We start from the raw sequence: 18,651 nt of genomic DNA, 5'->3' as shown, positions 1-18,651 counted from the left end.
GTCAGTGGTGCTCACCGGCAAGGCCCCGGCCTCTGTTCCGGGGGCAGCGTCCAGCGTGTTACCGGTGCTGGACGAGCATGCGCGCTGTGGTGCGAAAGTGCCGTGCTGCTCGAACTGAGCTTTTCAGCCCTGCCGCTGCTTGTGCCGCGGGTTCTCGCAGATCACCATGACCCGGCCGTGACGGCGGATCACCTTGCACTTGTCGCAGATCTTCTTGACGCTCGGATTGACCTTCATCGAGCTTCTTTCTTCGACAGGTGTTGGTGGTCGTGTTACTTGTACCGATAGACGATGCGACCCCGGGTGAGGTCGTACGGCGACAGCTCCACGACAACCCGGTCCTCGGGGAGGATCCGGATGTAGTGCTGCCTCATCTTGCCGCTGATGTGCGCGAGCACCTTGTGCCCATTGGACAGTTCAACACGGAACATCGCGTTCGGCAGGGCCTCGACGATGGTGCCCTCGAGTTCGATAACTCCCTCTTTTTTGGGCATGTCCTCGCACTTCTGTAGATGGAACACATTCGTAGACGTGACTGACTACGGCTCCAAAAGAGCCAACAACCGAGTGTACGTCACTACCACACCCGAAACCCAATCGGCCCTGAACCAACCATACTTACCAATCGGTTAGTACCCAACAAGTTAGTGGGTACTTGTCCGTCCCGCAGCCCCAGCGGCAGGGTTGCGGACATGAAGACACCAGTCACCGTTCTCGGCCTGGGCGCGATGGGGACAGCCCTCGCCCGGACCTTTCTGGCCGCCGGCCACCCGACCACCGTCTGGAACCGCACCCCCGGCCGCTCCCCCGAACTCGAAGGCGTCACCCGCGCCGCCACCGCCGCCGAGGCGGTCGCCGCCAGCCCGCTCGTGGTCGTCTGCCTACTCGTCGACGCCACAGTCCACGACACCCTCGAGGGCGTCGACCTCACCGGCAAGGTGGTCGTCAACCTCACCAACAGCACCCCGGACCAGGCGCGCGCCCTCGAAACATCCCTCCGCGGAGCGTCGTACCTGGACGGCGGCATCATGGCCGTCCCCGCGATGATCGGCGGCCCGAACGCCTTCATCCTCTACAGCGGTGACAGCACGGCGTTCAAACAGCACGAGGCTGACCTCGCCGTACTGGCTCGTCCTTTGTACGTCGGTGCTGACGCCGGCCTGGCCGCCCTGTACGACATCGCCCTGCTGAGTGCGATGTACGGCATGTTCGGCGGTGCCGAGCACGCACTCGCCTTGATGCAGAGCGCCGATATCCCGGCCGTCGAGTTCACCCGGCAACTGCTGGTTCCCTGGCTGACCGCGATGCTGGGCTCGGTCCCGCGGATCGCGGCCGACCTCGACGATCCACCGGAGTCCGGTACCGCTGGATCCAACCTCGCCATGCAGGCAACGGCGTACCACAACCTGATCGACACGTCCGTCGCGCAAGGAGTCGATCCCTTGCTGATGACGCCGATGGGTGACCTGCTCCAGAAGGCTGTTGCCACTGGTCATGGCGACGAGGACTCGGCCGCCCTGATCAGGTTGCTCAGGACGACTTAGTAGCTGCCCACTGCTCGCCCTCGCGCCACAACTGCTCGGGCATCAGGTCGAGGAGATCGCAGGCGGCATCGAGCTGGGCGAGCGCTGTGGTGGTGTCCCGGTACGCCGGGAAGATCGCCACGAACCGGCGTCCCTCGCAACTGAAGCCGAAGGGCGCGACGCCGGTGAGCACCTCGACCGCACCGGGGTGCAGGAGCGCCTGAGCGTGGTCCTCACGACCGTTGAAGAGGTCGTAGCGACCGGGCAGCCCGGCGACCTCCAGACGCAGTGGCAACAGACTGGCGGCCGCGACCGATCCCAGCCCGGCCGGCAGGACCTGCAGCGGCGGGAGCGGGCGGTCGACCTGCAGATCAAGGAAGTCGAAGCCAAGGTTGCGACGCCGGACGCGGTGCCGGAACTCACCGGCGACGAACTCCCGGCCGCGGTGCCGGCCGGTGGTCACCTCGGCCACCCCGGCCTGCGGATCCGCATCGAACGGCGGGAACGGCCAGCGCTCCGCCACCTCCGGCCCAGCCGCGGAGATCCGCCAGCCGAGCTCCCCGGCCGCCCGTGCCCAAGCCTTCTGAAGCCGTACGTCGGCCCGCCGCATCGCGAGCGTGAACACCAGCAGCACCGCGAACCAGGCAAGCATGATCCAGCCCACCCAGCGCGGTTCGACCAGCAACCCGACGATCACCAGCGGTACGGCGACGCCGAACCAGATCACGTAGACGAGCACGGATCCCTGCCGCAGCTGCCAGGCCAGGGCCGGCCGGAGCGGCCGGGTCAACGGCGCTTTCCGAGGTTGCCCAACGCGATGATCCCCCACGGGATCAGCAGCCACACCGGCCAGAAGTTCCCGAACTTCGCGCCATGCGCGAGCCCGGTCACGAACCAGACCAGCACGCAGATCCCCAGGACACCGGTGAAACCACCACCCAGCGCCAGCATCCCGCCGTTACGGCGCCGCTGCACCTCCTTCGTCGGGAACTCCCCCGGCGCAGGGGCCGGCTTCTGATCCTGAACGACAGCAGGCGTCTGGTACGTCTTCGTCGGCGGCAGGTCGCGCACCAGCGGCTCCAGCTCGCCGTACGTCTGCACGGCGTAGAGCTTGTCGAGCCGCGACGAGAACTCGGTCTGATCCAGCCGGCCGTCGGCGAACGCGTCCCGCAGCCGCCCGGCGATCTTCTCGCGGTCGGCTTCGGTGAATCGCTGGTACGGCTGGTACTGGGACATGCCTCAAGTGTGCCTCAGGCCCAGGGCCGCCGCGTCCCCCGATGGACGGACGCGGCGCATCGTCGTACTGGCTGACAGCCTCAGTCCGCGAGCGCGCCGCAGGTGACGCCGAGCTCGGCCAGCTTGGCCGCACCGCCGTCCAGCGACGTCAGCACCCAGGGACCTTGCGGAGTGAGAGTGAACGTGTGCTCGGTGTGAGCGGCCGCGCGACCGTCGTCGGTCACCACGGTCCAGTCGTCGTCGAGCGTGTGATTGTCCTGCTTGCCCAGCGTCAGCATCGGCTCGACCGCCAGCGCCAGACCCTCGACCAGCTTCGGGCCACGCCCGGCCTTGCCGAAGTTCGGCACGTTCGGCGGCTGGTGCATCGCCGACCCGATCCCGTGCCCGACGAAGTCCTCGACGATCCCGTACGACGAGTTGGCGCGCACGTGGGCCTCGACCGCGGCCGAGATGTCGGTCAGCCGGCCACCGAGCTTCGCCGCGGCGAAGCCCCGCCACATCGACTCCTCGCAGATCCGGGCCAGCTCGAGCAGGTCGTCGCCGACCGTGCCGACCGGCACCGTGATCGCGGCGTCGCCGTGCCACCCGGCCACGATCGCACCACAGTCGATCGAGATCAGGTCGCCCTCGGCGAGCACTCGCTCGCCCGGGATGCCGTGCACGATCTCGTCGTTCACCGAGGCGCAGATCGACCCGGTGAAGCCGTGGTAGCCCTTGAACGACGGGGTGGCGCCGGCGGACCGGATGGTGTCCTCGGCGATCGCGTCGAGCTCGCCGGTACTGATCCCGGGCTTGACCGCCTCGCGGAGCAGCTCCAGCGTGCGGCCGACCACCAGGCCGGCCGCTCGCATGGCGAGGATCTGTTCGCGGGTCTTGATCTCGATCCCGCGGTCCTTAAAAATCACAGCAGATCATTCCGCTTCAGTCGGTCAGGGACTTGAGCGCGGCGATGACGCGCTCGCTGACCTCGTCGATCTCGCCGACGCCGTCCACCTCGACCAGCAGGTCGCGCTGGCCGTAGACGGCCAGCAGCGGCTTGGTCTCGGCGGCGTACACGTCCTGCCGGTGCCGGATGACCTCTTCGGAGTCGTCCGTGCGGCCGTCGGTGTGGGCGCGCTTGGACATCCGGTCCACCAGCACGTCGATGTCGGCGACCAGCGCCACCACCGCGTCCAGCTTGTGGCCGTGCTCGGCCAGGATGTCGTCCAGCGTGCCCACCTGGGCGAGGGTGCGCGGGTACCCGTCGAGCAGGAACCCGTCACCGGCGTCGGCCTCCGACAACCGGTCCCGCACCATCGCGTTGGTGACCTCGTCGGGGACGTAGTCCCCGGCATCCATGAAGCGCTTGGCTTCGAGCCCGAGCGGCGTCTCGTCCTTCACGTTCGCTCGGAAGATGTCGCCGGTGGACACGGCCGGGATATTCAGGCGTTCCGCAAGCACCTTTGCCTGCGTGCCCTTGCCCGCCCCGGGCGGACCCATCAGCAACAGTCTCATCAGCGCAAGAACCCTTCGTAGTTGCGTTGCTGCAGCTGAGACTCGATCTGCTTCACCGTGTCCAGGCCCACGCCGACCATGATCAGGATCGACGTACCACCGAAGGGGAAGTTCTGGTTCGCGCCGGCCAGGACCAGCGCGATCAGCGGAATCAGCGACAGCACGGCCAGGTAGATGGCACCCGGCAAGGTGATGCGGTTCAGCACGTACGCCAGGTATTCCTCGGTCGGCCGACCGGCCCGGATGCCCGGGATGAAGCCGCCGTACTTCTTCATGTTGTCCGCGACTTCCTTCGGGTTGAAGGTGATCGAGACGTAGAAGTAGGTGAAGAACAGGATCAAGGCGACGTACGTAGCCATGTAAATGGGGTGGTCGCCCTTGACCAGGTTCCCTTGGATCCAGATCGCCCAGGGTTTGTCGGCCTGGAACTGGCTGACAAGCACCGGGAGGTACAGCAGGCTGGAGGCGAAGATGACCGGGATGACGCCGGCCTGGTTCACCTTCAGGGGAATGTAGGTGGAGGTACCGCCGAACATCTTGCGGCCGACCATCCGTTTGGCGTACTGCACCGGGATCCGGCGCTGCGCCTGTTCGATGAAGATGACCGCGGCCATGATCACCAGACCGACGGCGATCACGATGAAGAAGGTCGCGAAACCCTTCGTCTTCCGGATGCTCCACAGGTTGGTCGGGAAGGTGGCGACGATCTGGGTGAAGATCAGGATCGACATCCCGTTACCGACACCACGGTCGGTGATCAGCTCACCCAGCCACATGATCACGCCGGTACCGGCGGTCATGGTCAGCACCATCACGGTGACGTGGAACCAGTCGTCCTTGTACAGCAGGGGCTCGGTGCAGCCCTGGAACAGCCGGCCCGGGGTCCGGGCGAGCGCCACGAAGGCCGTCGACTGCAGGATCGCCAGTCCGACGGTCAGGAACCGGGTGTACTGGGTGATCTTCGACTGGCCCGCCTGGCCTTCCTTCTTCAGCGACTCCAGCCGCGGGATCACCACGGTGAGCAGCTGCAGGATGATGCTGGCGGTGATGTACGGCATGATGCCCAGCGCGAAGATCGCGAGCTGGAGCAGTGCGCCGCCGGAGAACAGGTTGATCAAGTTGTACAGATTGGCGTTGGTGCCAGTCTGGGTCCCCTTGATACACGTGTGCAGCGACTGGACGTTCACGCCGGGGGCCGGCACGACGGAGCCGATCCGGAAGATCACGACGATGAAGAGCACGAACAAGATCTTCCGGCGCAGGTCCGGAGTCTTGAACGCGTTGGCAAAGGCGCCTAACACCCTGTCCTCCCACATGTTTCCTCTGCCCCGGGCAGGGCAAGGGTCTGGCATAGCAGCCGGGCAAGAGACGAACCAGGGCCCGTCCGACCGGTGCAGAGTATCAAGCACCGGGCGTTACGAGCCCTGGACCGCATGTCACACCTCGGTGGTGGTCCCCCCGGCGGCCTGGATCTTGTCCAGAGCCGACTTCGAGAACTTGTGCGCCGAGACCTGCAGGGCGACGGTCAGTTCGCCGTCACCCAGCACCTTCACCGGCTGACCACGACGGACCGCGCCCTTGGCGACGAGTTCGGCTACGCCGACCTCTCCACCTTCGGGGAACAGTTGTCCGAGCTTGTCCAGGTTAACGACCTGGAACTCCACTCGGTTCCTGCTCTTGAAGCCCTTCAGCTTCGGGAGCCGCATGTGCTGCGGCATCTGGCCACCCTCGAAGTACTCGGGGATGTTGTTCCGGGCCTTGCTGCCCTTGGTACCGCGACCGGCGGTCTTGCCCTTGCTGCCCTCACCACGACCCACACGGGTCTTGGCGGTCTTGGCACCGGGCGCCGGACGCAGGTGATGAACCTTCAGCGCCATGTCAGTCGACCTCCTCGACGGTGATGAGGTGGCGAACCGCGCGGACCATGCCGCGAACCTCGGGACGGTCCTCGTGGACGGCGCTGTCGCCGATCCGCTTGACGCCCAGGGTGCGCAGGGTGTCGCGCTGGTTCTGCTTGCCACCGATGCCCGAACGGGTCTGGGTCACCTTCAAGCGTGCCATCAGGAAGCCACCTCCGCCCGCGCCTTCAGCAGCGCTGCCGGAGCGACGTGCTCGACCGGCAGGCCACGACGTGCGGCCACGGCCTCCGGGGTCTCCAGGGCCTGCAGCGCGGCCACCGTGGCGTGCACCACGTTGATCGCGTTGGAGGAACCCAGCGACTTGCTGAGGATGTCGTGGATCCCGGCGCACTCCAGTACGGCGCGCGCCGAGCCACCCGCGATCACACCGGTACCGGGAGCGGCCGGACGCAGCATGACAACGCCTGCGGCCTTCTCGCCCTGGACCGGGTGCGGGATGGTGCCCTGGATCCGCGGCACCTTGAAGAACGACTTCTTGGCCTCCTCGACACCCTTGGCGATCGCCGCGGGCACCTCCTTGGCCTTGCCGTAACCCACACCGACGGTGCCTTCGCCGTCGCCGACGACCACGAGGGCGGTGAAGCTGAAGCGACGACCACCCTTCACGACCTTGGCCACACGGTTGATGGCTACCACGCGCTCGATGTAGGCGGTCTTGTCAGCTGCCTGACCGCGACCACCGTCGCGGCCGCGGCGCTCACCACCGGCGCCGCCTCCGCGACGCTGCTGGCCTCCGCTCATTTCGAACTACCTTCTTCCTTGTGTGTCGCCATCAGAAACCGAGCCCGTTCTCACGAGCGGCGTCGGCCAGGGCCGCGATCCGTCCGTGGTACTTGTTCCCGGCGCGGTCGAAGACGACCGCCTCGATGCCCGCGGCCTTCGCCCGGTCGGCGATCAGGCCGCCGACGGTCTTGGCCTTGTCGGTCTTGTTGTCCGACGCACCGCGCAGGTCGGCCTCCATGGTGGAGGCGGAGACCAGGGTCTTGCCGGCCACGTCGTCGATGACCTGAACGAACAGGTGCTTCGCCGACTTGGTGACCACCAGGCGCGGCCGGTCCGGCGTACCGTTGATCTTCTTCCGGACGCGGATCTGGCGGCGCAGACGCGACGCCGTCTTCTTGGCGGAGTGCTTGTTGTGACGCAGTCCGATCGCCATGGTTACTTACCAGCCTTTCCGACCTTGCGGCGGACCTGCTCGCCGGCGTACCGCACACCCTTGCCCTTGTACGGCTCGGGCTTGCGCAGCTTGCGGATGTTGGCAGCGACCTCGCCGACCGACTGCTTGTCGATCCCGATGACCGAGAAACGGGTCGGGGCCTCGACGTTGAACGTGATGCCCTCGGGGGCGTCCACGGTGATCGTGTGGCTGTACCCGAGCGAGAACTCCAGCTGGGTCGGTCCCTTGGACAGGACGCGGTACCCGACGCCGACGATCTCGAGCTTCTTCTCGTAGCCGTCCGTCACGCCGGTCACCAGGTTGGCGATCAGTGTGCGGGACAGGCCGTGCAGTTCCTTGCTCTTGCGCTGGTCGTCCGGACGGCTGACGGCGATCGTGCCGTCCTCGTCCTTGCCGACCACGATGGGCTCAGCGACGACGTGCGTGAGCTGACCCTTGGGACCCTTGACGGTGACCGTCTGGCCGTCGATCGTGACGTCGACGCCGGACGGGACCGAGATCGGGAGCTTACCGATGCGAGACATGAGAGTGGTCCTCCTTCCGGTTCTTCGTCACCAGACGTAGGCGAGGACTTCCCCGCCAACGCCCTTGTTCTTGGCCTGACGGTCGGTCAGCAGTCCCTGGGAGGTCGAGATGATCGCGACACCCAGGCCACCGAGGACCTTCGGCAGGTTGGTCGACTTCGCGTAGACCCGCAGGCCCGGCTTCGAGATCCGCCGAACGCCCGCAAGGGAGCGCTCCCGGGTCGGGCCGAACTTGAGGTCGACGATCAGGGTCTTGCCGACAGCGCCCTCTTTGGGCTCCTCGACCTTGTAGGAGGAGATGTAGCCCTCCTGCTGGAGGATGTCGGCGATGCCCTGCTTGATCTTGCTGTACGGCATCGAGGTCGACTCGTGGTACGCCTGGTTGGCGTTGCGCAGACGCGTCAGCATGTCTGCGATCGGGTCGGTCATTGTCATGGCCTGGGGCCTCTTTCCCGCCGTGGTTTCGCCGGCCGGCGACCTACGGTGACTAGATGATGAAGGGAGAAACGTTCCGGGGTGGAGACGGTCACCAGCTGGACTTGGTCACACCGGGCAGCTCGCCCCGGTGCGCCATCTCCCGCAGGCAGATCCGGCACAGGCCGAACTTGCGGAAGACCGCCTTCGGCCGGCCGCAGCGCTGGCAGCGGGTGTAACCGCGCACCGCGAACTTCGGCGTCCGGGCCTGCTTGACCTTCAGTGCTGTCTTCGCCACGTCAGTTCTCCTTGAACGGGAAGCCGAGTGCCCGCAGCAGGGCCCGGCCCTCGTCGTCGTTCTTGGCGGTGGTCACCACGGTGATGTCCATGCCGCGGACCCGGTCGATGCGGTCCTGGTTGATCTCGTGGAACATCACCTGCTCGGTCAGACCGAAGGTGTAGTTCCCGGTGCCGTCGAACTGCTTCGGCGACAGACCGCGGAAGTCGCGGATCCGGGGCAGGGCCAGCGAGAGCAGCCGGTCCAGGAACTCCCACATCCGGTCGCCGCGCAGCGTGACGTGCGCGCCGATCGGCATGCCCTCACGCAGCTTGAACTGGGCGATCGACTTGCGGGCCTTGGTCACCTGCGGCGCCTGGCCGGTGATCGCGGCCAGGTCCTTGACGGCACCCTCGATCAGCTTGGAGTCACGGGCCGCCTCGCCGACGCCCATGTTCACCACGATCTTGGTCAGACCGGGCACCTGCATGGCGTTGGCGTAGCTGAACTCCTCGTTCAGCTTGCCGACGATCTCCTCGCGGTACTTGGTCTTCAACCGGGGCAGAACCCGCTCGGTCACTGTCTCGGTCATCAGATCTCCTCGCCGGTACGCCGCGCGATCCGGACGCTCCGGAAACCGGCGTACGTCGAACCGTCCGGGCGCCGCTTCTGCACCTCGACGCGGTTGTAGCCGACGCGGGTGGTCACCTTCTGCTTCTTGCCGTCCTTCTCGACCTCGACCAGAAGCATCACGTTGGAGACGTGGATCGGGGCTTCCTGGGTGACGATGCCACCCGTGGTGCCGCCGCGCTGGGCCTGCTGCACCTTGGTGTGCTTCTTGACCCGGTTCACGCCCTCGACGATGACCTTCTCGGCATCCGGCAGGACCTGAATGATCTTGCCTTCGAGACCCTTGGACTTACCGGCGATCACGCGGACCTGATCGCCCTTCTTCACGTGCAGTTTGCGCTGTGCAGCCATCTCAGAGCACCTCCGGTGCGAGCGAGATGATCTTCATGAAGCGCTTCTCGCGCAGCTCCCGGCCGACCGGCCCGAAGATACGGGTACCGCGGGGCTCACCGTCGGCCTTGAGGATCACCGCGGCGTTCTCGTCGAACCGGATGTAGGAGCCGTCCGGACGCCGGCGCTCCTTCACGGTGCGAACGATGACGGCCTTGACGACGTCGCCCTTCTTGACGCCGCCACCCGGGATCGCGTCCTTGACGGTGGCGACGATCGTGTCACCGACACCGGCGTAGCGCCGACCGGAGCCACCGAGAACCCGGATGCAAAGAATTTCCTTTGCGCCCGTGTTGTCGGCGACCTTCAGTCGCGACTCCTGCTGGATCATCTGTTGATCTCCTGGTTGTCTCGCTGGTTCTCACTCACGTGAGCCTTGCGGAACGAATAATTTCGATTGGTTGCCGAGCCGGTACTCGCGGTGGTGACCACCGCGGGGCCGGCCGGAACGCTTACTTGGCCTTCTCGAGGATCTCGACGACGCGCCAGCGCTTGGTCGCCGACAGCGGCCGGGTCTCCATCAGGAGGACCCGGTCGCCGATACCGGCGGCGTTCTGCTCGTCGTGTGCCTTGAGCTTGCTCGTGCGGCGGAGGACCTTGCCGTAGAGCTTGTGCTTGACCCGGTCCTCGACCTCGACGGTGACGGTCTTGTCCATCTTGTCGCTCAGCACCAGACCCTCACGGGTCTTGCGGGTGCCTCGCGCCTCGGGGGTCGTGCTCACGGTCTCGTCCTTCACGTTCTCGGTCATGCCTTCGCCTCGGCCTTCTCGGAGTCATCCGCAGTCTCAGTCTCTTCGACCTCAGCTGCGGCAACCGGAGCGTCGACCTCTTCGGTGATGCCGAGCGCACGCTCGGTCAGCACCGTGTAGATGCGGGCGATGTCCTTACGGACGGCGCGCAGCCGGCCGTGCGACTCCAGCTGTCCGGTGGCAGCCTGGAACCGGAGGTTGAACAGCTCCTCCTTGGCTTCACCGAGCTTGCTCAGCAGCTCGTCCCGGCCCAGGTTCCGCAGCTCGGCGGCGGTCAGGATAGCCATCAGTTCTCACCTGCCTCTCGGGTGATGAAGCGGCACTTCATCGGCAACTTGTGAATCGCGCGGCGCATGGCCTCGCGGGCGACGTCCTCGGTGACTCCGGAGAGCTCGAACATCACGCGCCCGGACTTCACGTTGGCGATCCACCACTCCGGCGAACCCTTACCGGAACCCATCCGGGTCTCGGCCGGCTTCTTGGTCAGCGGGCGGTCCGGGTAGATGTTGATCCAGACCTTTCCGCCACGCTTGATGTGCCGGGTCATCGCGATACGCGCCGACTCGATCTGCCGGTTGGTGACGTAGTGGCTCTCCAGGGCCTGGATGCCGAACTCGCCGAACGCCAGCGTGGTACCGCCCTTGGCAGCGCCGGAGCGCTTCGGGTGGTGCTGCTTGCGGTGCTTGACCTTGCGGGGGATGAGCATGGTTCAGCTCTCCGTTCCGGTCGTCGCGGCGGGCTTGTCGGCAGCCGGGGCAGTCGCCTCGGCGGCCGGGGCCGCGTTCCGTGCGTTGTCGCGGCCACCGCCGCTGTTGCTGCGGCCACCGCGGTCGCCGCCACGGTCGCGGTCGCCACCACGGCCACCACGGTCGTCGCGACGGGCCGGCCGGCGCTGCTGGGTGGCAGCGCGAGCCGCAGCCTGCGCCTCGCGCTCGGCCCGGGAGCCGGCCACGTCACCCTTGTAGATCCAGACCTTCACGCCGATCCGGCCGAAGGTCGTGCGGGCCTCGTAGAAGCCGTAGTCGATGTCGGCGCGCAGCGTGTGCAGCGGCACCCGACCCTCGCGGTAGAACTCCGACCGCGACATCTCGGCGCCACCAAGACGGCCCGAGCACTGGATCCGGATGCCCAGGGCGCCGCCACGCATGGTGGTCTGCATCGCCTTGCGCATCGCGCGGCGGAACGCCACGCGGCCGGACAGCTGCTCGGCCACACCCTGGGCGACCAGCTGAGCGTCGACCTCGGCGTTCTTGACCTCGAGGATGTTCAGCTGCACCTGCTTGCCGGTGAGCTCCTCCAGGCTGCCCCGGATCCGGTCCGCCTCGGCGCCGCGGCGACCGATGACGATGCCCGGACGGGCAGTGTGGATGTCGACCCGAACCCGGTCACGGGTGCGCTCGATCTCCACCCGGGAGATACCGGCGCGCTCCATGCCCTTGCTCAGCAGCTTGCGGATCTTGACGTCCTCGCCGACGTAGTCCTTGTACAGCTTCTCGGCGTACCAACGGCTCTTGTGATCAGTGCTGATGCCGAGACGGAACCCGTGCGGGTTAACCTTCTGTCCCACGTCAGGACTCCTTCTTCTCAGCGGTGGCCTTCTTGGCTGCCGCCTTCTTGGCGGTGGCCTTCTTGGCCGGCTTCTCGGCTGCGTCCGACTTCTCGGCCGCCGCCTTCTTCGCCGTCTTCTTGGCCGGGGCCTTCTTGGCAGTGTCTGCCTTGGCCCCGTCCGCCTTGGCGGTCTTCTTGGCCGGCGCCTTGGCGGCGGGCTCCTCGATGACGCGCGGCTGCACCACAACAGTGATGTGGCTGGTCCGCTTGTCGATCCGGGTGGCCCGACCCTGGGCGCGGGGGCGGTGACGCTTCAGCGTCGGTCCCTCGTCGACCAGGATCTTCGAGACGATCAGCTCGTCCCGGCTCAGGTGCTCGGTGCCCTCGGCGTTCGCCGCGGCGCTGTCGACGACCTTGTACACGGTCGCGGCAGCGGCCTGCGGGGCGAACTTCAGAGTGGCGAGTGCGTCGTCGACGCCCACACCGCGCACCAGATCGGCCACGCGACGCGCCTTCATCGGCGTCACGCGGACGAAGCGCGCGACCGCGAAGGCCCCGGGCTGCTCGCCCAACAGGCTCTCGCGACGGGCACTGACGGCCCTACGCTCTTGAACGCTCATGATGTTCGAATCTCTCCGTAGGTTGCTTTCGCGTCGTCAACTGACCAGCGGTCAGCGACGCCGTGACTTCCGGTCGTCCTTCTCGTGACCCTTGAACGTCCGGGTCGGGGCGAACTCGCCGAGCTTGTGCCCGACCATCGCGTCCGTCACGAACACCGGCACGTGCTTGCGGCCGTCGTGCACCGCAATCGTGTGGCCGATCATGTCCGGCACGATCATCGATCGGCGGGACCAGGTCTTGATGACATTCTTGGTGCCCTTTTCGTTCTGCACCTCCACCTTCTTTGCCAGGTGGTGGTCGACGAACGGGCCCTTCTTCAAGCTGCGTGGCATTCTGGCCGGCTCCTATCAGCGCTTCTTGCCGGCCTTGCGGCGCCGGACGATCATGCGGTCGCTTTCCTTGCGGGTACGGGTACGGCCCTCGGGCTTGCCCCACGGTGACACCGGGTGGCGTCCACCCGAGGTCTTACCCTCACCACCACCGTGCGGGTGGTCGACCGGGTTCATCGCGACACCGCGGACGGTCGGGCGCTTGCCCTTCCAGCGCATCCGGCCCGCCTTGCCCCAGTTGATGTTCGACTGCTCGCCGTTGCCGACCTCACCGAGGGTGGCGCGGCAGCGTACGTCGACCATCCGGACCTCGCCGGACGGCATCCGCAGGGTTGCCATCCGACCCTCCTTCGCGACCAGCTGAATGCTGGTACCGGCGGAGCGGCCCATCTTGGCGCCACCGCCCGGACGCAGCTCGACAGCGTGGATCGTGGAGCCGACCGGGATGTTGCGCAGCGGCAGGTTGTTGCCGATCTTGATGTCGGCGGCCGGACCGTTCTCGACGACCGTGCCCTGCTTCAGGTTGGTCGGGGCGAGGATGTAGCGCTTCTCGCCGTCGACGTAGTGCAGCAGTGCGATCCGCGCGGTGCGGTTCGGGTCGTACTCGATCTCGGCAACCTTCGCCGGGACACCGTCCTTGTCGTACCGCTTGAAGTCGATCAGGCGGTAGGCGCGCTTGTGGCCGCCACCCTGGTGCCGAGTGGTGATCTTGCCGCTGTTGTTGCGGCCACCCTTCTTCGGCAGCGGGCGCAGCAGCGACTTCTCAGGCGTCGATCGGGTGAGCTCGACGAAGTCGGCCACGCTCGAGCCACGACGGCCCGGCGTTGTCGGCTTGTATTTGCGGATACCCATTACGACTGGCCTCCGAAGATATCGATGCGGTCGTCACCCTTGAGGGTCACGATCGCGCGCTTGGTGTCGGGACGCTTGCCCCAACCCGCGCGGGTCCGGCGACGCTTGCCCTTGCGGTTCAGCGTGTTGACGTCGTTGACCTTGACCTTGAACACCTTCTCGACCGCGAGCTTGATCTCGGTCTTGTTGGCGTCCGGGGCGACCTCGAACGTGTACTTCTGCTCGTCCAGCAGGCCGTAGCTCTTCTCGCTCACGACCGGCCGCAGCAGCACGTCCCGCGGGTCCTTGTTCACTCCGTGGCTCATGCTTCAACCTCCTGCTCGGCCTCGGTCGACGTTGCGACGGCCTTCACGGACTTACCTTTGGGTGCGCCGGCGACGAAGCTGTCCAGCGCGGCCTTGGTGAAAACGACCGCGTCGCTGCAGAGCACGTCGTACGCGTTCAGCTGGTCGGCGGCGATCAGGTGCACGTGCTGCACGTTGCGCAGGCTCAGCCAGGTGCTCTCGTCCGCACGGTCCACGACGACCAGGGCCTTGCCCGGGTCGGTCACCTGGGCCAGCACGTTCAGCGCGCCCTTGGTGGACGGGGTGTCGCCGTCGAGGAAGCTCTCGACCACGAAGATGCGGCCGTCACGGGCCCGGTCCGACAGCGAACCGCGGAGCGCGGCGGCGATCATCTTCTTCGGGGTCCGCTGGCTGTAGTCACGCGGCGTGGGGCCGTGGACGACGCCACCACCGGTGAACTGCGGCGCACGGGTCGAGCCCTGACGGGCGCGGCCGGTGCCCTTCTGGCGGTACGGCTTGGCGCCACCGCCGGACACCTCGGCCCGGGTCTTGACCTTGTGCGTGCCCTGACGGGCCGCAGCCAGCTGTGCCACCACGACCTGGTGGATCAGCGGGATGTTGACCTGGACGTCGAACAGCTCGGCCGGAAGCTCGGCGGAACCCTTCTTGCTGACCTTGTCGCCCTTCACGGCGACGACGTCGACGGTGCTCACTTGGCAGCCCCCTTCGCGGCGTTGCGGATCAGCACCAGACCGCCCTTGGGACCGGGAACGGCACCCTTGAGCAGGATGAGGCCGCGGTCCGTGTCGATGGCGTGCACGGTGATGTTCTGCGTGGTGACCTTCTCGTGGCCCATCCGGCCGGCCATCTTCAGGCCCTTGAAAACCCGGCCCGGGGTGGCGCAGCCGCCGATGGAACCCGGCGAGCGGTGCTTCTTGTGCACACCGTGGGTCGAGCTCAGACCGTGGAAGCCGTGCCGCTTCATCACACCGGCGAAGCCCTTGCCCTTGCTGGTGGCGGAGACGTCGACCAGCTCGCCGGCCTCGAAGGCCTCGGCCTTGATCTCCTGGCCCAGCGTGTACTCGCTGGCGTCGGCGGTGCGCAGCTCCAGCAGGTGGCGCCGCGGCGTCACGCCGGCCTTGTCGAAGTGGCCGCGCATGGGCTTGGTCACCTTGCGCGGGTCGATGTCGCCGAACGCGATCTGGACGCCGTCGTACCCGGCGTCGGCAGCGGTGCGGACACCGGTGACGACACAAGGGCCGGCCTGGATCACGGTGACGGGGACGACTCGGTTGTTCTCGTCCCAGGTCTGGGTCATGCCGAGCTTGGTGCCCAGCAGCCCTCGCGTGTTCTTGGTTGAAGTGCTCATTGGCTGTTCGCGTCCCTCAGAGCTTGATCTCGATGTCGACGCCGGCCGGCAGGTCGAGCCGCATCAGCGAGTCGACGGTCTTCGGCGTGGGGTCGATGATGTCGATGAGCCGCTTGTGGGTGCGCATCTCGAAGTGCTCGCGGCTGTCCTTGTACTTGTGCGGCGAGCGGATGACGCAGAACACGTTCTTTTCCGTCGGCAACGGCACCGGGCCAGCAACCTTCGCACCAGTACGCGTCACCGTGTCGACAATCTTGCGCGCCGAGCTGTCGATGACCTCGTGGTCGTAGGCCTTCAGCCGGATGCGGATCTTCTGTCCCGCCATCGCTTCGCTTCGTCCTTCTCTATCGTCTTCGTTGCGTTGCTCCGACCCCCGCGGTCGGGTGTGTCGCGGGCTGAAAGCACACGACACCACCCCCATGATCCTGCCTTGTGGGTTGGGTCAGGATCGGTCTCGGACCGATCCGCGGCGCAGTCTCCGGTTCGGCGCGCATAGCAGCACGCCCCGGCAACCGCGCCCGAGCAACTCAGCTATTGTGCCAGAGATCCGCCGGGGAATGCCAATCGAGGTCAGAGACCCCGATCAGCGGGCCAGTTCGGAGCCAGCAGCCCCTCCGCCTGCAGGTGCGCGAAGTCTGCGGTGTACCAGGTCGCAGGGTAGGTCACGGCGGTGGATCCGGACAGGAAGGCTCCCCACCACGAGAACGACGAGTTGGCGATGACATGCCGCGCACACAGACTCATACAGGTCAGGTCGACGAAATCGGGCGGCCCGTCGGACACCGCGTCCGGCTCGAGGAAGGCCAATTCCGCGCGCACCCAGGCGGGATCGTCGGAGAACACGATGAGCGGTCCACGCCGGTCGCGCAGCGCTTCGGCGTAATAGTCCGGAGCCAGCTGCCGGTATACGCGGTTATGCAGCAGGTAGTCGGTACGGCGAACATGCACCGCGGTCACCTCACCGGCGCTCAGCACGTCGCCGTACAGGTGCTGGGCGAGCTCAACCGCCGGACCGGAGGGCGCCAGAAGCTTCCGGACCAGATCTCGGTGCTCCCACCACAGCGTGGTGTCCTGCAGAAACAGCCGCCCGGACGTGCTCGCCCAAGGAGTGACCTTTCCCGCCGCGCTACTGAGCTCCTCGGCGAGGTCGGGTGCGTCGATGTCTGCTTCCGACACGGTGCCGAACCAGTTGCCGGGAATGCTGAAAGCCTGCTCGTAGCGCCACGGCGGCAACCGCACCGGCATGTTCCGGGTCGCCGCGAGACCTGCGACCGCGGCGAGCTGCCACAACTGGTTCCCCAGGCGCCCGTAGGCGCCGAGGTTGCGGAAGGTCACCGCCGGACGGCTGTCTGCGGACGTCATTTGGTCGCCTCCAGGTTCAGGCTCATCAGCCGGCCCGATTCCTTGTCCAGGTGCGGAAGGTACGCCTGCGAGTAGTCGTCGACGTCGCTGTGCTCGACCGTTCGCCAATCCCACGGAACGACATCGCCGAAGCCGACCGCCAGCAGCGCCGCCGTCAGGAGCTCGGCGTCGAAGACCATTTTGTGGTAGTCGAGCAGGTCACGCTGACCACCGACGCAGAGACCGACCAGATCAGACAGGCCGTTGTGCAGCCGCCCCGACACGTATTCCTCGGCCATGGCGGTGAAGTCGGGCACCGCCAGCCTGAGCAGACCTCCCGGCCGTAGGACGCGGTACCACTCCCGCAGGACGTCTTGATACTCGTGGCGCCCGAAATGCTCCAGCACATGGCTCGCGTAGATGAGGTCGACCGAACCCGACGCGATCTGGGGCAACGACTCGACAGGTCCGACCTGATCGATATGACCGAGGTCGAGGGCATCGATGTGGACGAACCCTGGCAGGAACTTCGCCCCGCACCCCAGGTGCAGTTTGAGCAGATCGTTACGGGCCCGCGGGCCTGAGGTGGAGGCGGTCATCACAGAACGCCCTCCCGATCGATGCAGCGACTGAGTCGCTCGTAATGAACCGCGTGGGCGCCCGCGACCAGAAACGAGGTGTCCGCTCCCGGCGCATGCCCACCCCGGCCGCCGACCTGGCCGAGTGCCTCGGTCAGCAACAGCGCCATCGCCATCGCCATCGCGGGGTCCACCGGTCCCCCGACAAAGCCGGCCGCCCTGCCGTGCAGCACCTCGAACAGGCCGGTGACCGGGGTCGCACACGGACGAAGGTCGTAGCCGGAGCCGGACAACGCTGTCGCGCCGCCACCTGGCGCGTCGAACACGAGGTCGTAGCCGATCGAAACGCCGTAGTCGAAACGCAACCACTCGTCGTCGGCATAGGTCCCGTGCCCCAACGCGGCCGAGTAGATCGTCTCCGAGCCGACCCGCCGCACTGCTGTAATCGTGGCCACGCCGGCGGAAACACGAGTGATACAGACCTCGCATCCAGCGAGTCCGGCCACAGCCACCGCTCGGACGAACCAGAAGTCCACCTCGTCGGCAGGTGTGGTCAGCACAGGCACCGCGAGGTCCGCAACGGCGAGCAGGTCCGCAACGGCCTTCTCCAGCTCCTCCTTCGAAGGGCCGTCGAGTCTCGCCGCGGTTCGAGCGAGCTCGAGTTGACTCAGCAGCGCGGATGCCGGTCCCGTCATCGCCGCGCCACCCGAGCACCGACGGGAAGCTGCAACTTGAAGACCGTGTACGTCTCGTACGGCAGGACCCGGTCCGCGACCGAACGGACCTCGAGCCCGCAGTTCCGCGCCTCCGCACCGAGGTCGAACAGCCCCTGGTCCTTCGGCGCGCTACTCGCCAGGAAGTAGGCCCGGCCCCCGGGTGCCAGGTAGTCGCGCACTTCTTCGAGGAACCGATTGGAGTGCGCGAGCGCCGAGTCGTAGACCGCGGTCTCGAACATCGAGGACGGCGTGATCGGCAGCAGCGGCGGATTGGCGATGATCACGTCGAACTGCCCGGACACCGGCGCGAACAGATCTCCTTGCCGGACCACGACCCGGTCGGCCAGCCCGTTGCGCTCCGCGTTGGTCGTGGCGCAACTGACCGCTTCCGCCGACCAATCGACACACAGCACCGAAGCGCCGCGCCGCGCCGCCATCAAGCCCTGATAGCCCGAGCCGCAGAACATGTCCAGAACCCGTTCGCCGGGCTCGACCTGAGTGTGCTCGGCCAGGAAGGTGCTCGTCTTCGTATAGGTCGGACAGAACACCCCGGGCAGCATCAGGAGCTGCAGCGAGTCGATCTCGACCTGGTACGGCTCGGTGTGAGCCAGGTGCCGGTCGATCAAGCGTTGCGCGGGCCGCAGGTCGATCCCGTCGTTGCCATGCACGTTGGTCCTCCA

The 18,651-nt window shown here is 66.7% G+C and carries 32 protein-coding genes and 1 pseudogene; 1 reads left to right on the top strand and 32 read right to left on the bottom strand.

Translation table 11 applies throughout. From position 1 onward, the window contains the following. Positions 1 to 123: 123 nt before the first annotated feature. Together rpmJ and infA are read right to left on the bottom strand one after the other, a co-directional pair. Positions 124 to 237: a 50S ribosomal protein L36 gene (gene rpmJ, locus ACFVWG_RS03000; protein WP_008361054.1), complete on the bottom strand. Its 114-nt coding sequence runs from the start codon at positions 235 to 237 to the stop codon at positions 124 to 126. 35 nt (positions 238 to 272) lie between these two features. Further along, entirely contained in the window at positions 273 to 494 is a 222-nt protein-coding gene (gene infA / locus ACFVWG_RS02995; RefSeq protein WP_012923661.1) for a translation initiation factor IF-1, read from the bottom strand. 198 nt (positions 495 to 692) lie between these two features. On the opposite strand from infA, the gene ACFVWG_RS02990 reads away from it, so the two are divergent. Then, positions 693 to 1,544 carry an NAD(P)-dependent oxidoreductase gene (locus ACFVWG_RS02990; protein WP_391541426.1) on the top strand — a complete coding sequence of 284 codons (852 nt, stop codon included), beginning with the start codon at positions 693 to 695 and terminating at the stop codon, positions 1,542 to 1,544. On the opposite strand, the gene ACFVWG_RS02985 is transcribed toward ACFVWG_RS02990, so the two are convergent. The 30 genes and pseudogenes from ACFVWG_RS02985 to ACFVWG_RS02840 form a co-directional block, all read right to left on the bottom strand. Continuing rightward, positions 1,531 to 2,313: a hypothetical protein gene (locus tag ACFVWG_RS02985; RefSeq protein WP_391541425.1), complete on the bottom strand. Its 783-nt coding sequence runs from the start codon at positions 2,311 to 2,313 to the stop codon at positions 1,531 to 1,533. The genes ACFVWG_RS02990 and ACFVWG_RS02985 overlap by 14 nt on opposite strands. Next, complete coding sequence (locus tag ACFVWG_RS02980) at positions 2,310 to 2,759, bottom strand: DUF1707 domain-containing protein (RefSeq protein ID WP_391541424.1); 450 nt, start codon at positions 2,757 to 2,759, stop codon at positions 2,310 to 2,312. The genes ACFVWG_RS02985 and ACFVWG_RS02980 overlap by 4 nt, the downstream gene beginning before the upstream one ends. An 80-nt stretch (positions 2,760 to 2,839) precedes the next feature. Then, positions 2,840 to 3,664: a type I methionyl aminopeptidase gene (map, locus tag ACFVWG_RS02975; RefSeq protein ID WP_391541423.1), complete on the bottom strand. Its 825-nt coding sequence runs from the start codon at positions 3,662 to 3,664 to the stop codon at positions 2,840 to 2,842. A gap of 16 nt (positions 3,665 to 3,680) precedes the next feature. Further along, on the bottom strand, positions 3,681 to 4,253 hold the full coding sequence (locus ACFVWG_RS02970; RefSeq protein WP_391541422.1) for an adenylate kinase: 573 nt from the start codon (positions 4,251 to 4,253) through the stop codon (positions 3,681 to 3,683). Then, positions 4,253 to 5,554 carry a preprotein translocase subunit SecY gene (gene secY / locus ACFVWG_RS02965; RefSeq protein WP_391541421.1) on the bottom strand — a complete coding sequence of 434 codons (1,302 nt, stop codon included), beginning with the start codon at positions 5,552 to 5,554 and terminating at the stop codon, positions 4,253 to 4,255. Before secY ends, ACFVWG_RS02970 begins: the two co-directional genes overlap by 1 nt. Positions 5,555 to 5,689: 135 nt before the next feature. Then, positions 5,690 to 6,130 carry a 50S ribosomal protein L15 gene (gene rplO / locus ACFVWG_RS02960; RefSeq protein WP_344144621.1) on the bottom strand — a complete coding sequence of 147 codons (441 nt, stop codon included), beginning with the start codon at positions 6,128 to 6,130 and terminating at the stop codon, positions 5,690 to 5,692. 1 nt (position 6,131) lies between these two features. Continuing rightward, positions 6,132 to 6,314 carry a 50S ribosomal protein L30 gene (rpmD, locus tag ACFVWG_RS02955; protein ID WP_132167341.1) on the bottom strand — a complete coding sequence of 61 codons (183 nt, stop codon included), beginning with the start codon at positions 6,312 to 6,314 and terminating at the stop codon, positions 6,132 to 6,134. Then, the gene (gene rpsE, locus ACFVWG_RS02950) at positions 6,314 to 6,913 is read right to left on the bottom strand and encodes a 30S ribosomal protein S5 (RefSeq protein WP_391541420.1); all 600 of its coding nucleotides are present in this window, start codon (positions 6,911 to 6,913) and stop codon (positions 6,314 to 6,316) included. The genes rpmD and rpsE overlap by 1 nt, the downstream gene beginning before the upstream one ends. A 31-nt stretch (positions 6,914 to 6,944) precedes the next feature. Continuing rightward, positions 6,945 to 7,328, bottom strand: coding sequence for a 50S ribosomal protein L18 (rplR, locus tag ACFVWG_RS02945; RefSeq protein ID WP_391541419.1), 384 nt, complete (start codon positions 7,326 to 7,328; stop codon positions 6,945 to 6,947). 2 nt (positions 7,329 to 7,330) lie between these two features. Then, positions 7,331 to 7,873: a 50S ribosomal protein L6 gene (rplF, locus tag ACFVWG_RS02940; protein ID WP_391541418.1), complete on the bottom strand. Its 543-nt coding sequence runs from the start codon at positions 7,871 to 7,873 to the stop codon at positions 7,331 to 7,333. Positions 7,874 to 7,900: 27 nt separating this feature from the next. Beyond that, positions 7,901 to 8,308, bottom strand: coding sequence for a 30S ribosomal protein S8 (rpsH, locus tag ACFVWG_RS02935; protein WP_391541417.1), 408 nt, complete (start codon positions 8,306 to 8,308; stop codon positions 7,901 to 7,903). Positions 8,309 to 8,399: 91 nt separating this feature from the next. After that, a complete protein-coding gene (locus ACFVWG_RS02930) occupies positions 8,400 to 8,585 on the bottom strand; it encodes a type Z 30S ribosomal protein S14 (RefSeq protein ID WP_132167346.1) in 186 nt (61 codons plus the stop codon). Position 8,586: 1 nt separating this feature from the next. Further along, on the bottom strand, positions 8,587 to 9,156 hold the full coding sequence (gene rplE / locus ACFVWG_RS02925; protein ID WP_391541416.1) for a 50S ribosomal protein L5: 570 nt from the start codon (positions 9,154 to 9,156) through the stop codon (positions 8,587 to 8,589). Further along, positions 9,156 to 9,545 (bottom strand): 50S ribosomal protein L24, encoded by a 390-nt coding sequence (gene rplX / locus ACFVWG_RS02920; RefSeq protein ID WP_132402636.1) that lies wholly within the window; start codon positions 9,543 to 9,545, stop codon positions 9,156 to 9,158. Before rplX ends, rplE begins: the two co-directional genes overlap by 1 nt. Position 9,546: 1 nt before the next feature. Beyond that, on the bottom strand, positions 9,547 to 9,915 hold the full coding sequence (rplN, locus tag ACFVWG_RS02915; RefSeq protein ID WP_077019238.1) for a 50S ribosomal protein L14: 369 nt from the start codon (positions 9,913 to 9,915) through the stop codon (positions 9,547 to 9,549). Between the two features lie 121 nt (positions 9,916 to 10,036). Continuing rightward, a complete protein-coding gene (gene rpsQ / locus ACFVWG_RS02910; RefSeq protein ID WP_391541415.1) occupies positions 10,037 to 10,333 on the bottom strand; it encodes a 30S ribosomal protein S17 in 297 nt (98 codons plus the stop codon). Next, complete coding sequence (gene rpmC / locus ACFVWG_RS02905) at positions 10,330 to 10,620, bottom strand: 50S ribosomal protein L29 (protein WP_391541414.1); 291 nt, start codon at positions 10,618 to 10,620, stop codon at positions 10,330 to 10,332. The genes rpsQ and rpmC overlap by 4 nt, the downstream gene beginning before the upstream one ends. Then, positions 10,620 to 11,039, bottom strand: coding sequence for a 50S ribosomal protein L16 (gene rplP / locus ACFVWG_RS02900; protein ID WP_391541413.1), 420 nt, complete (start codon positions 11,037 to 11,039; stop codon positions 10,620 to 10,622). Before rplP ends, rpmC begins: the two co-directional genes overlap by 1 nt. A gap of 3 nt (positions 11,040 to 11,042) precedes the next feature. Continuing rightward, positions 11,043 to 11,900, bottom strand: coding sequence for a 30S ribosomal protein S3 (gene rpsC, locus ACFVWG_RS02895; protein ID WP_391541412.1), 858 nt, complete (start codon positions 11,898 to 11,900; stop codon positions 11,043 to 11,045). Between the two features lie 127 nt (positions 11,901 to 12,027). Then, a pseudogene (rplV, locus tag ACFVWG_RS02890) lies at positions 12,028 to 12,501 on the bottom strand (50S ribosomal protein L22); the annotation flags it as partial. Between the two features lie 51 nt (positions 12,502 to 12,552). After that, positions 12,553 to 12,834 carry a 30S ribosomal protein S19 gene (rpsS, locus tag ACFVWG_RS02885; RefSeq protein ID WP_130441496.1) on the bottom strand — a complete coding sequence of 94 codons (282 nt, stop codon included), beginning with the start codon at positions 12,832 to 12,834 and terminating at the stop codon, positions 12,553 to 12,555. Positions 12,835 to 12,849: 15 nt separating this feature from the next. Next, positions 12,850 to 13,683 (bottom strand): 50S ribosomal protein L2, encoded by an 834-nt coding sequence (rplB, locus tag ACFVWG_RS02880; protein WP_132167354.1) that lies wholly within the window; start codon positions 13,681 to 13,683, stop codon positions 12,850 to 12,852. After that, positions 13,683 to 13,988 carry a 50S ribosomal protein L23 gene (rplW, locus tag ACFVWG_RS02875; protein ID WP_329003464.1) on the bottom strand — a complete coding sequence of 102 codons (306 nt, stop codon included), beginning with the start codon at positions 13,986 to 13,988 and terminating at the stop codon, positions 13,683 to 13,685. The genes rplB and rplW overlap by 1 nt, the downstream gene beginning before the upstream one ends. Next, on the bottom strand, positions 13,985 to 14,680 hold the full coding sequence (gene rplD / locus ACFVWG_RS02870; protein ID WP_391541411.1) for a 50S ribosomal protein L4: 696 nt from the start codon (positions 14,678 to 14,680) through the stop codon (positions 13,985 to 13,987). Before rplD ends, rplW begins: the two co-directional genes overlap by 4 nt. Beyond that, complete coding sequence (gene rplC, locus ACFVWG_RS02865; RefSeq protein ID WP_391541410.1) at positions 14,677 to 15,336, bottom strand: 50S ribosomal protein L3; 660 nt, start codon at positions 15,334 to 15,336, stop codon at positions 14,677 to 14,679. The genes rplD and rplC overlap by 4 nt, the downstream gene beginning before the upstream one ends. 16 nt (positions 15,337 to 15,352) lie before the next feature. After that, positions 15,353 to 15,661 carry a 30S ribosomal protein S10 gene (gene rpsJ, locus ACFVWG_RS02860; RefSeq protein WP_012923688.1) on the bottom strand — a complete coding sequence of 103 codons (309 nt, stop codon included), beginning with the start codon at positions 15,659 to 15,661 and terminating at the stop codon, positions 15,353 to 15,355. Between the two features lie 245 nt (positions 15,662 to 15,906). Beyond that, positions 15,907 to 16,698: an alpha-1,2-fucosyltransferase gene (locus tag ACFVWG_RS02855; RefSeq protein ID WP_391541409.1), complete on the bottom strand. Its 792-nt coding sequence runs from the start codon at positions 16,696 to 16,698 to the stop codon at positions 15,907 to 15,909. After that, positions 16,695 to 17,276, bottom strand: a complete 582-nt coding sequence (locus ACFVWG_RS02850) for a class I SAM-dependent methyltransferase (RefSeq protein ID WP_391541408.1) — start codon at positions 17,274 to 17,276, stop codon at positions 16,695 to 16,697. Before ACFVWG_RS02850 ends, ACFVWG_RS02855 begins: the two co-directional genes overlap by 4 nt. Beyond that, complete coding sequence (locus ACFVWG_RS02845; RefSeq protein WP_391541407.1) at positions 17,276 to 17,950, bottom strand: hypothetical protein; 675 nt, start codon at positions 17,948 to 17,950, stop codon at positions 17,276 to 17,278. The genes ACFVWG_RS02850 and ACFVWG_RS02845 overlap by 1 nt, the downstream gene beginning before the upstream one ends. Beyond that, positions 17,947 to 18,639, bottom strand: coding sequence for a methyltransferase (locus tag ACFVWG_RS02840; protein WP_391541406.1), 693 nt, complete (start codon positions 18,637 to 18,639; stop codon positions 17,947 to 17,949). The genes ACFVWG_RS02845 and ACFVWG_RS02840 overlap by 4 nt, the downstream gene beginning before the upstream one ends. Positions 18,640 to 18,651: the final 12 nt, after the last annotated feature.

Origin of the sequence: Kribbella sp. NPDC058245 (genome assembly GCF_042882005.1) — a bacterium.
In the GTDB taxonomy this organism is placed as follows: domain Bacteria; phylum Actinomycetota; class Actinomycetes; order Propionibacteriales; family Kribbellaceae; genus Kribbella.
Note: the sequence above shows the minus strand (reverse complement) of the source record. Positions and strands in the feature narration are given on the sequence as shown.

Coding starts and splice junctions, on each gene's coding strand:
- rpmJ (WP_008361054.1), bottom strand. CDS start 237: ATGAAGGTCAATCCGAGCGTCAAGAAGATCTGCGACAAGTGCAAGGTG.
- infA (WP_012923661.1), bottom strand. CDS start 494: ATGCCCAAAAAAGAGGGAGTTATCGAACTCGAGGGCACCATCGTCGAG.
- ACFVWG_RS02990 (WP_391541426.1), top strand. CDS start 693: ATGAAGACACCAGTCACCGTTCTCGGCCTGGGCGCGATGGGGACAGCC.
- ACFVWG_RS02980 (WP_391541424.1), bottom strand. CDS start 2,759: ATGTCCCAGTACCAGCCGTACCAGCGATTCACCGAAGCCGACCGCGAG.
- ACFVWG_RS02970 (WP_391541422.1), bottom strand. CDS start 4,253: ATGAGACTGTTGCTGATGGGTCCGCCCGGGGCGGGCAAGGGCACGCAG.
- rplO (WP_344144621.1), bottom strand. CDS start 6,130: ATGGCGCTGAAGGTTCATCACCTGCGTCCGGCGCCCGGTGCCAAGACC.
- rpmD (WP_132167341.1), bottom strand. CDS start 6,314: ATGGCACGCTTGAAGGTGACCCAGACCCGTTCGGGCATCGGTGGCAAG.
- rpsE (WP_391541420.1), bottom strand. CDS start 6,913: ATGAGCGGAGGCCAGCAGCGTCGCGGAGGCGGCGCCGGTGGTGAGCGC.
- rplR (WP_391541419.1), bottom strand. CDS start 7,328: ATGGCGATCGGACTGCGTCACAACAAGCACTCCGCCAAGAAGACGGCG.
- rplF (WP_391541418.1), bottom strand. CDS start 7,873: ATGTCTCGCATCGGTAAGCTCCCGATCTCGGTCCCGTCCGGCGTCGAC.
- rpsH (WP_391541417.1), bottom strand. CDS start 8,308: ATGACAATGACCGACCCGATCGCAGACATGCTGACGCGTCTGCGCAAC.
- rplE (WP_391541416.1), bottom strand. CDS start 9,156: ATGACCGAGACAGTGACCGAGCGGGTTCTGCCCCGGTTGAAGACCAAG.
- rplX (WP_132402636.1), bottom strand. CDS start 9,545: ATGGCTGCACAGCGCAAACTGCACGTGAAGAAGGGCGATCAGGTCCGC.
- rplN (WP_077019238.1), bottom strand. CDS start 9,915: ATGATCCAGCAGGAGTCGCGACTGAAGGTCGCCGACAACACGGGCGCA.
- rpsQ (WP_391541415.1), bottom strand. CDS start 10,333: ATGACCGAGAACGTGAAGGACGAGACCGTGAGCACGACCCCCGAGGCG.
- rpmC (WP_391541414.1), bottom strand. CDS start 10,620: ATGGCTATCCTGACCGCCGCCGAGCTGCGGAACCTGGGCCGGGACGAG.
- rplP (WP_391541413.1), bottom strand. CDS start 11,039: ATGCTCATCCCCCGCAAGGTCAAGCACCGCAAGCAGCACCACCCGAAG.
- rpsS (WP_130441496.1), bottom strand. CDS start 12,834: ATGCCACGCAGCTTGAAGAAGGGCCCGTTCGTCGACCACCACCTGGCA.
- rplB (WP_132167354.1), bottom strand. CDS start 13,683: ATGGGTATCCGCAAATACAAGCCGACAACGCCGGGCCGTCGTGGCTCG.
- rplW (WP_329003464.1), bottom strand. CDS start 13,988: ATGAGCCACGGAGTGAACAAGGACCCGCGGGACGTGCTGCTGCGGCCG.
- rplC (WP_391541410.1), bottom strand. CDS start 15,336: ATGAGCACTTCAACCAAGAACACGCGAGGGCTGCTGGGCACCAAGCTC.
- rpsJ (WP_012923688.1), bottom strand. CDS start 15,661: ATGGCGGGACAGAAGATCCGCATCCGGCTGAAGGCCTACGACCACGAG.
- ACFVWG_RS02855 (WP_391541409.1), bottom strand. CDS start 16,698: ATGACGTCCGCAGACAGCCGTCCGGCGGTGACCTTCCGCAACCTCGGC.
- ACFVWG_RS02850 (WP_391541408.1), bottom strand. CDS start 17,276: ATGACCGCCTCCACCTCAGGCCCGCGGGCCCGTAACGATCTGCTCAAA.
- ACFVWG_RS02845 (WP_391541407.1), bottom strand. CDS start 17,950: ATGACGGGACCGGCATCCGCGCTGCTGAGTCAACTCGAGCTCGCTCGA.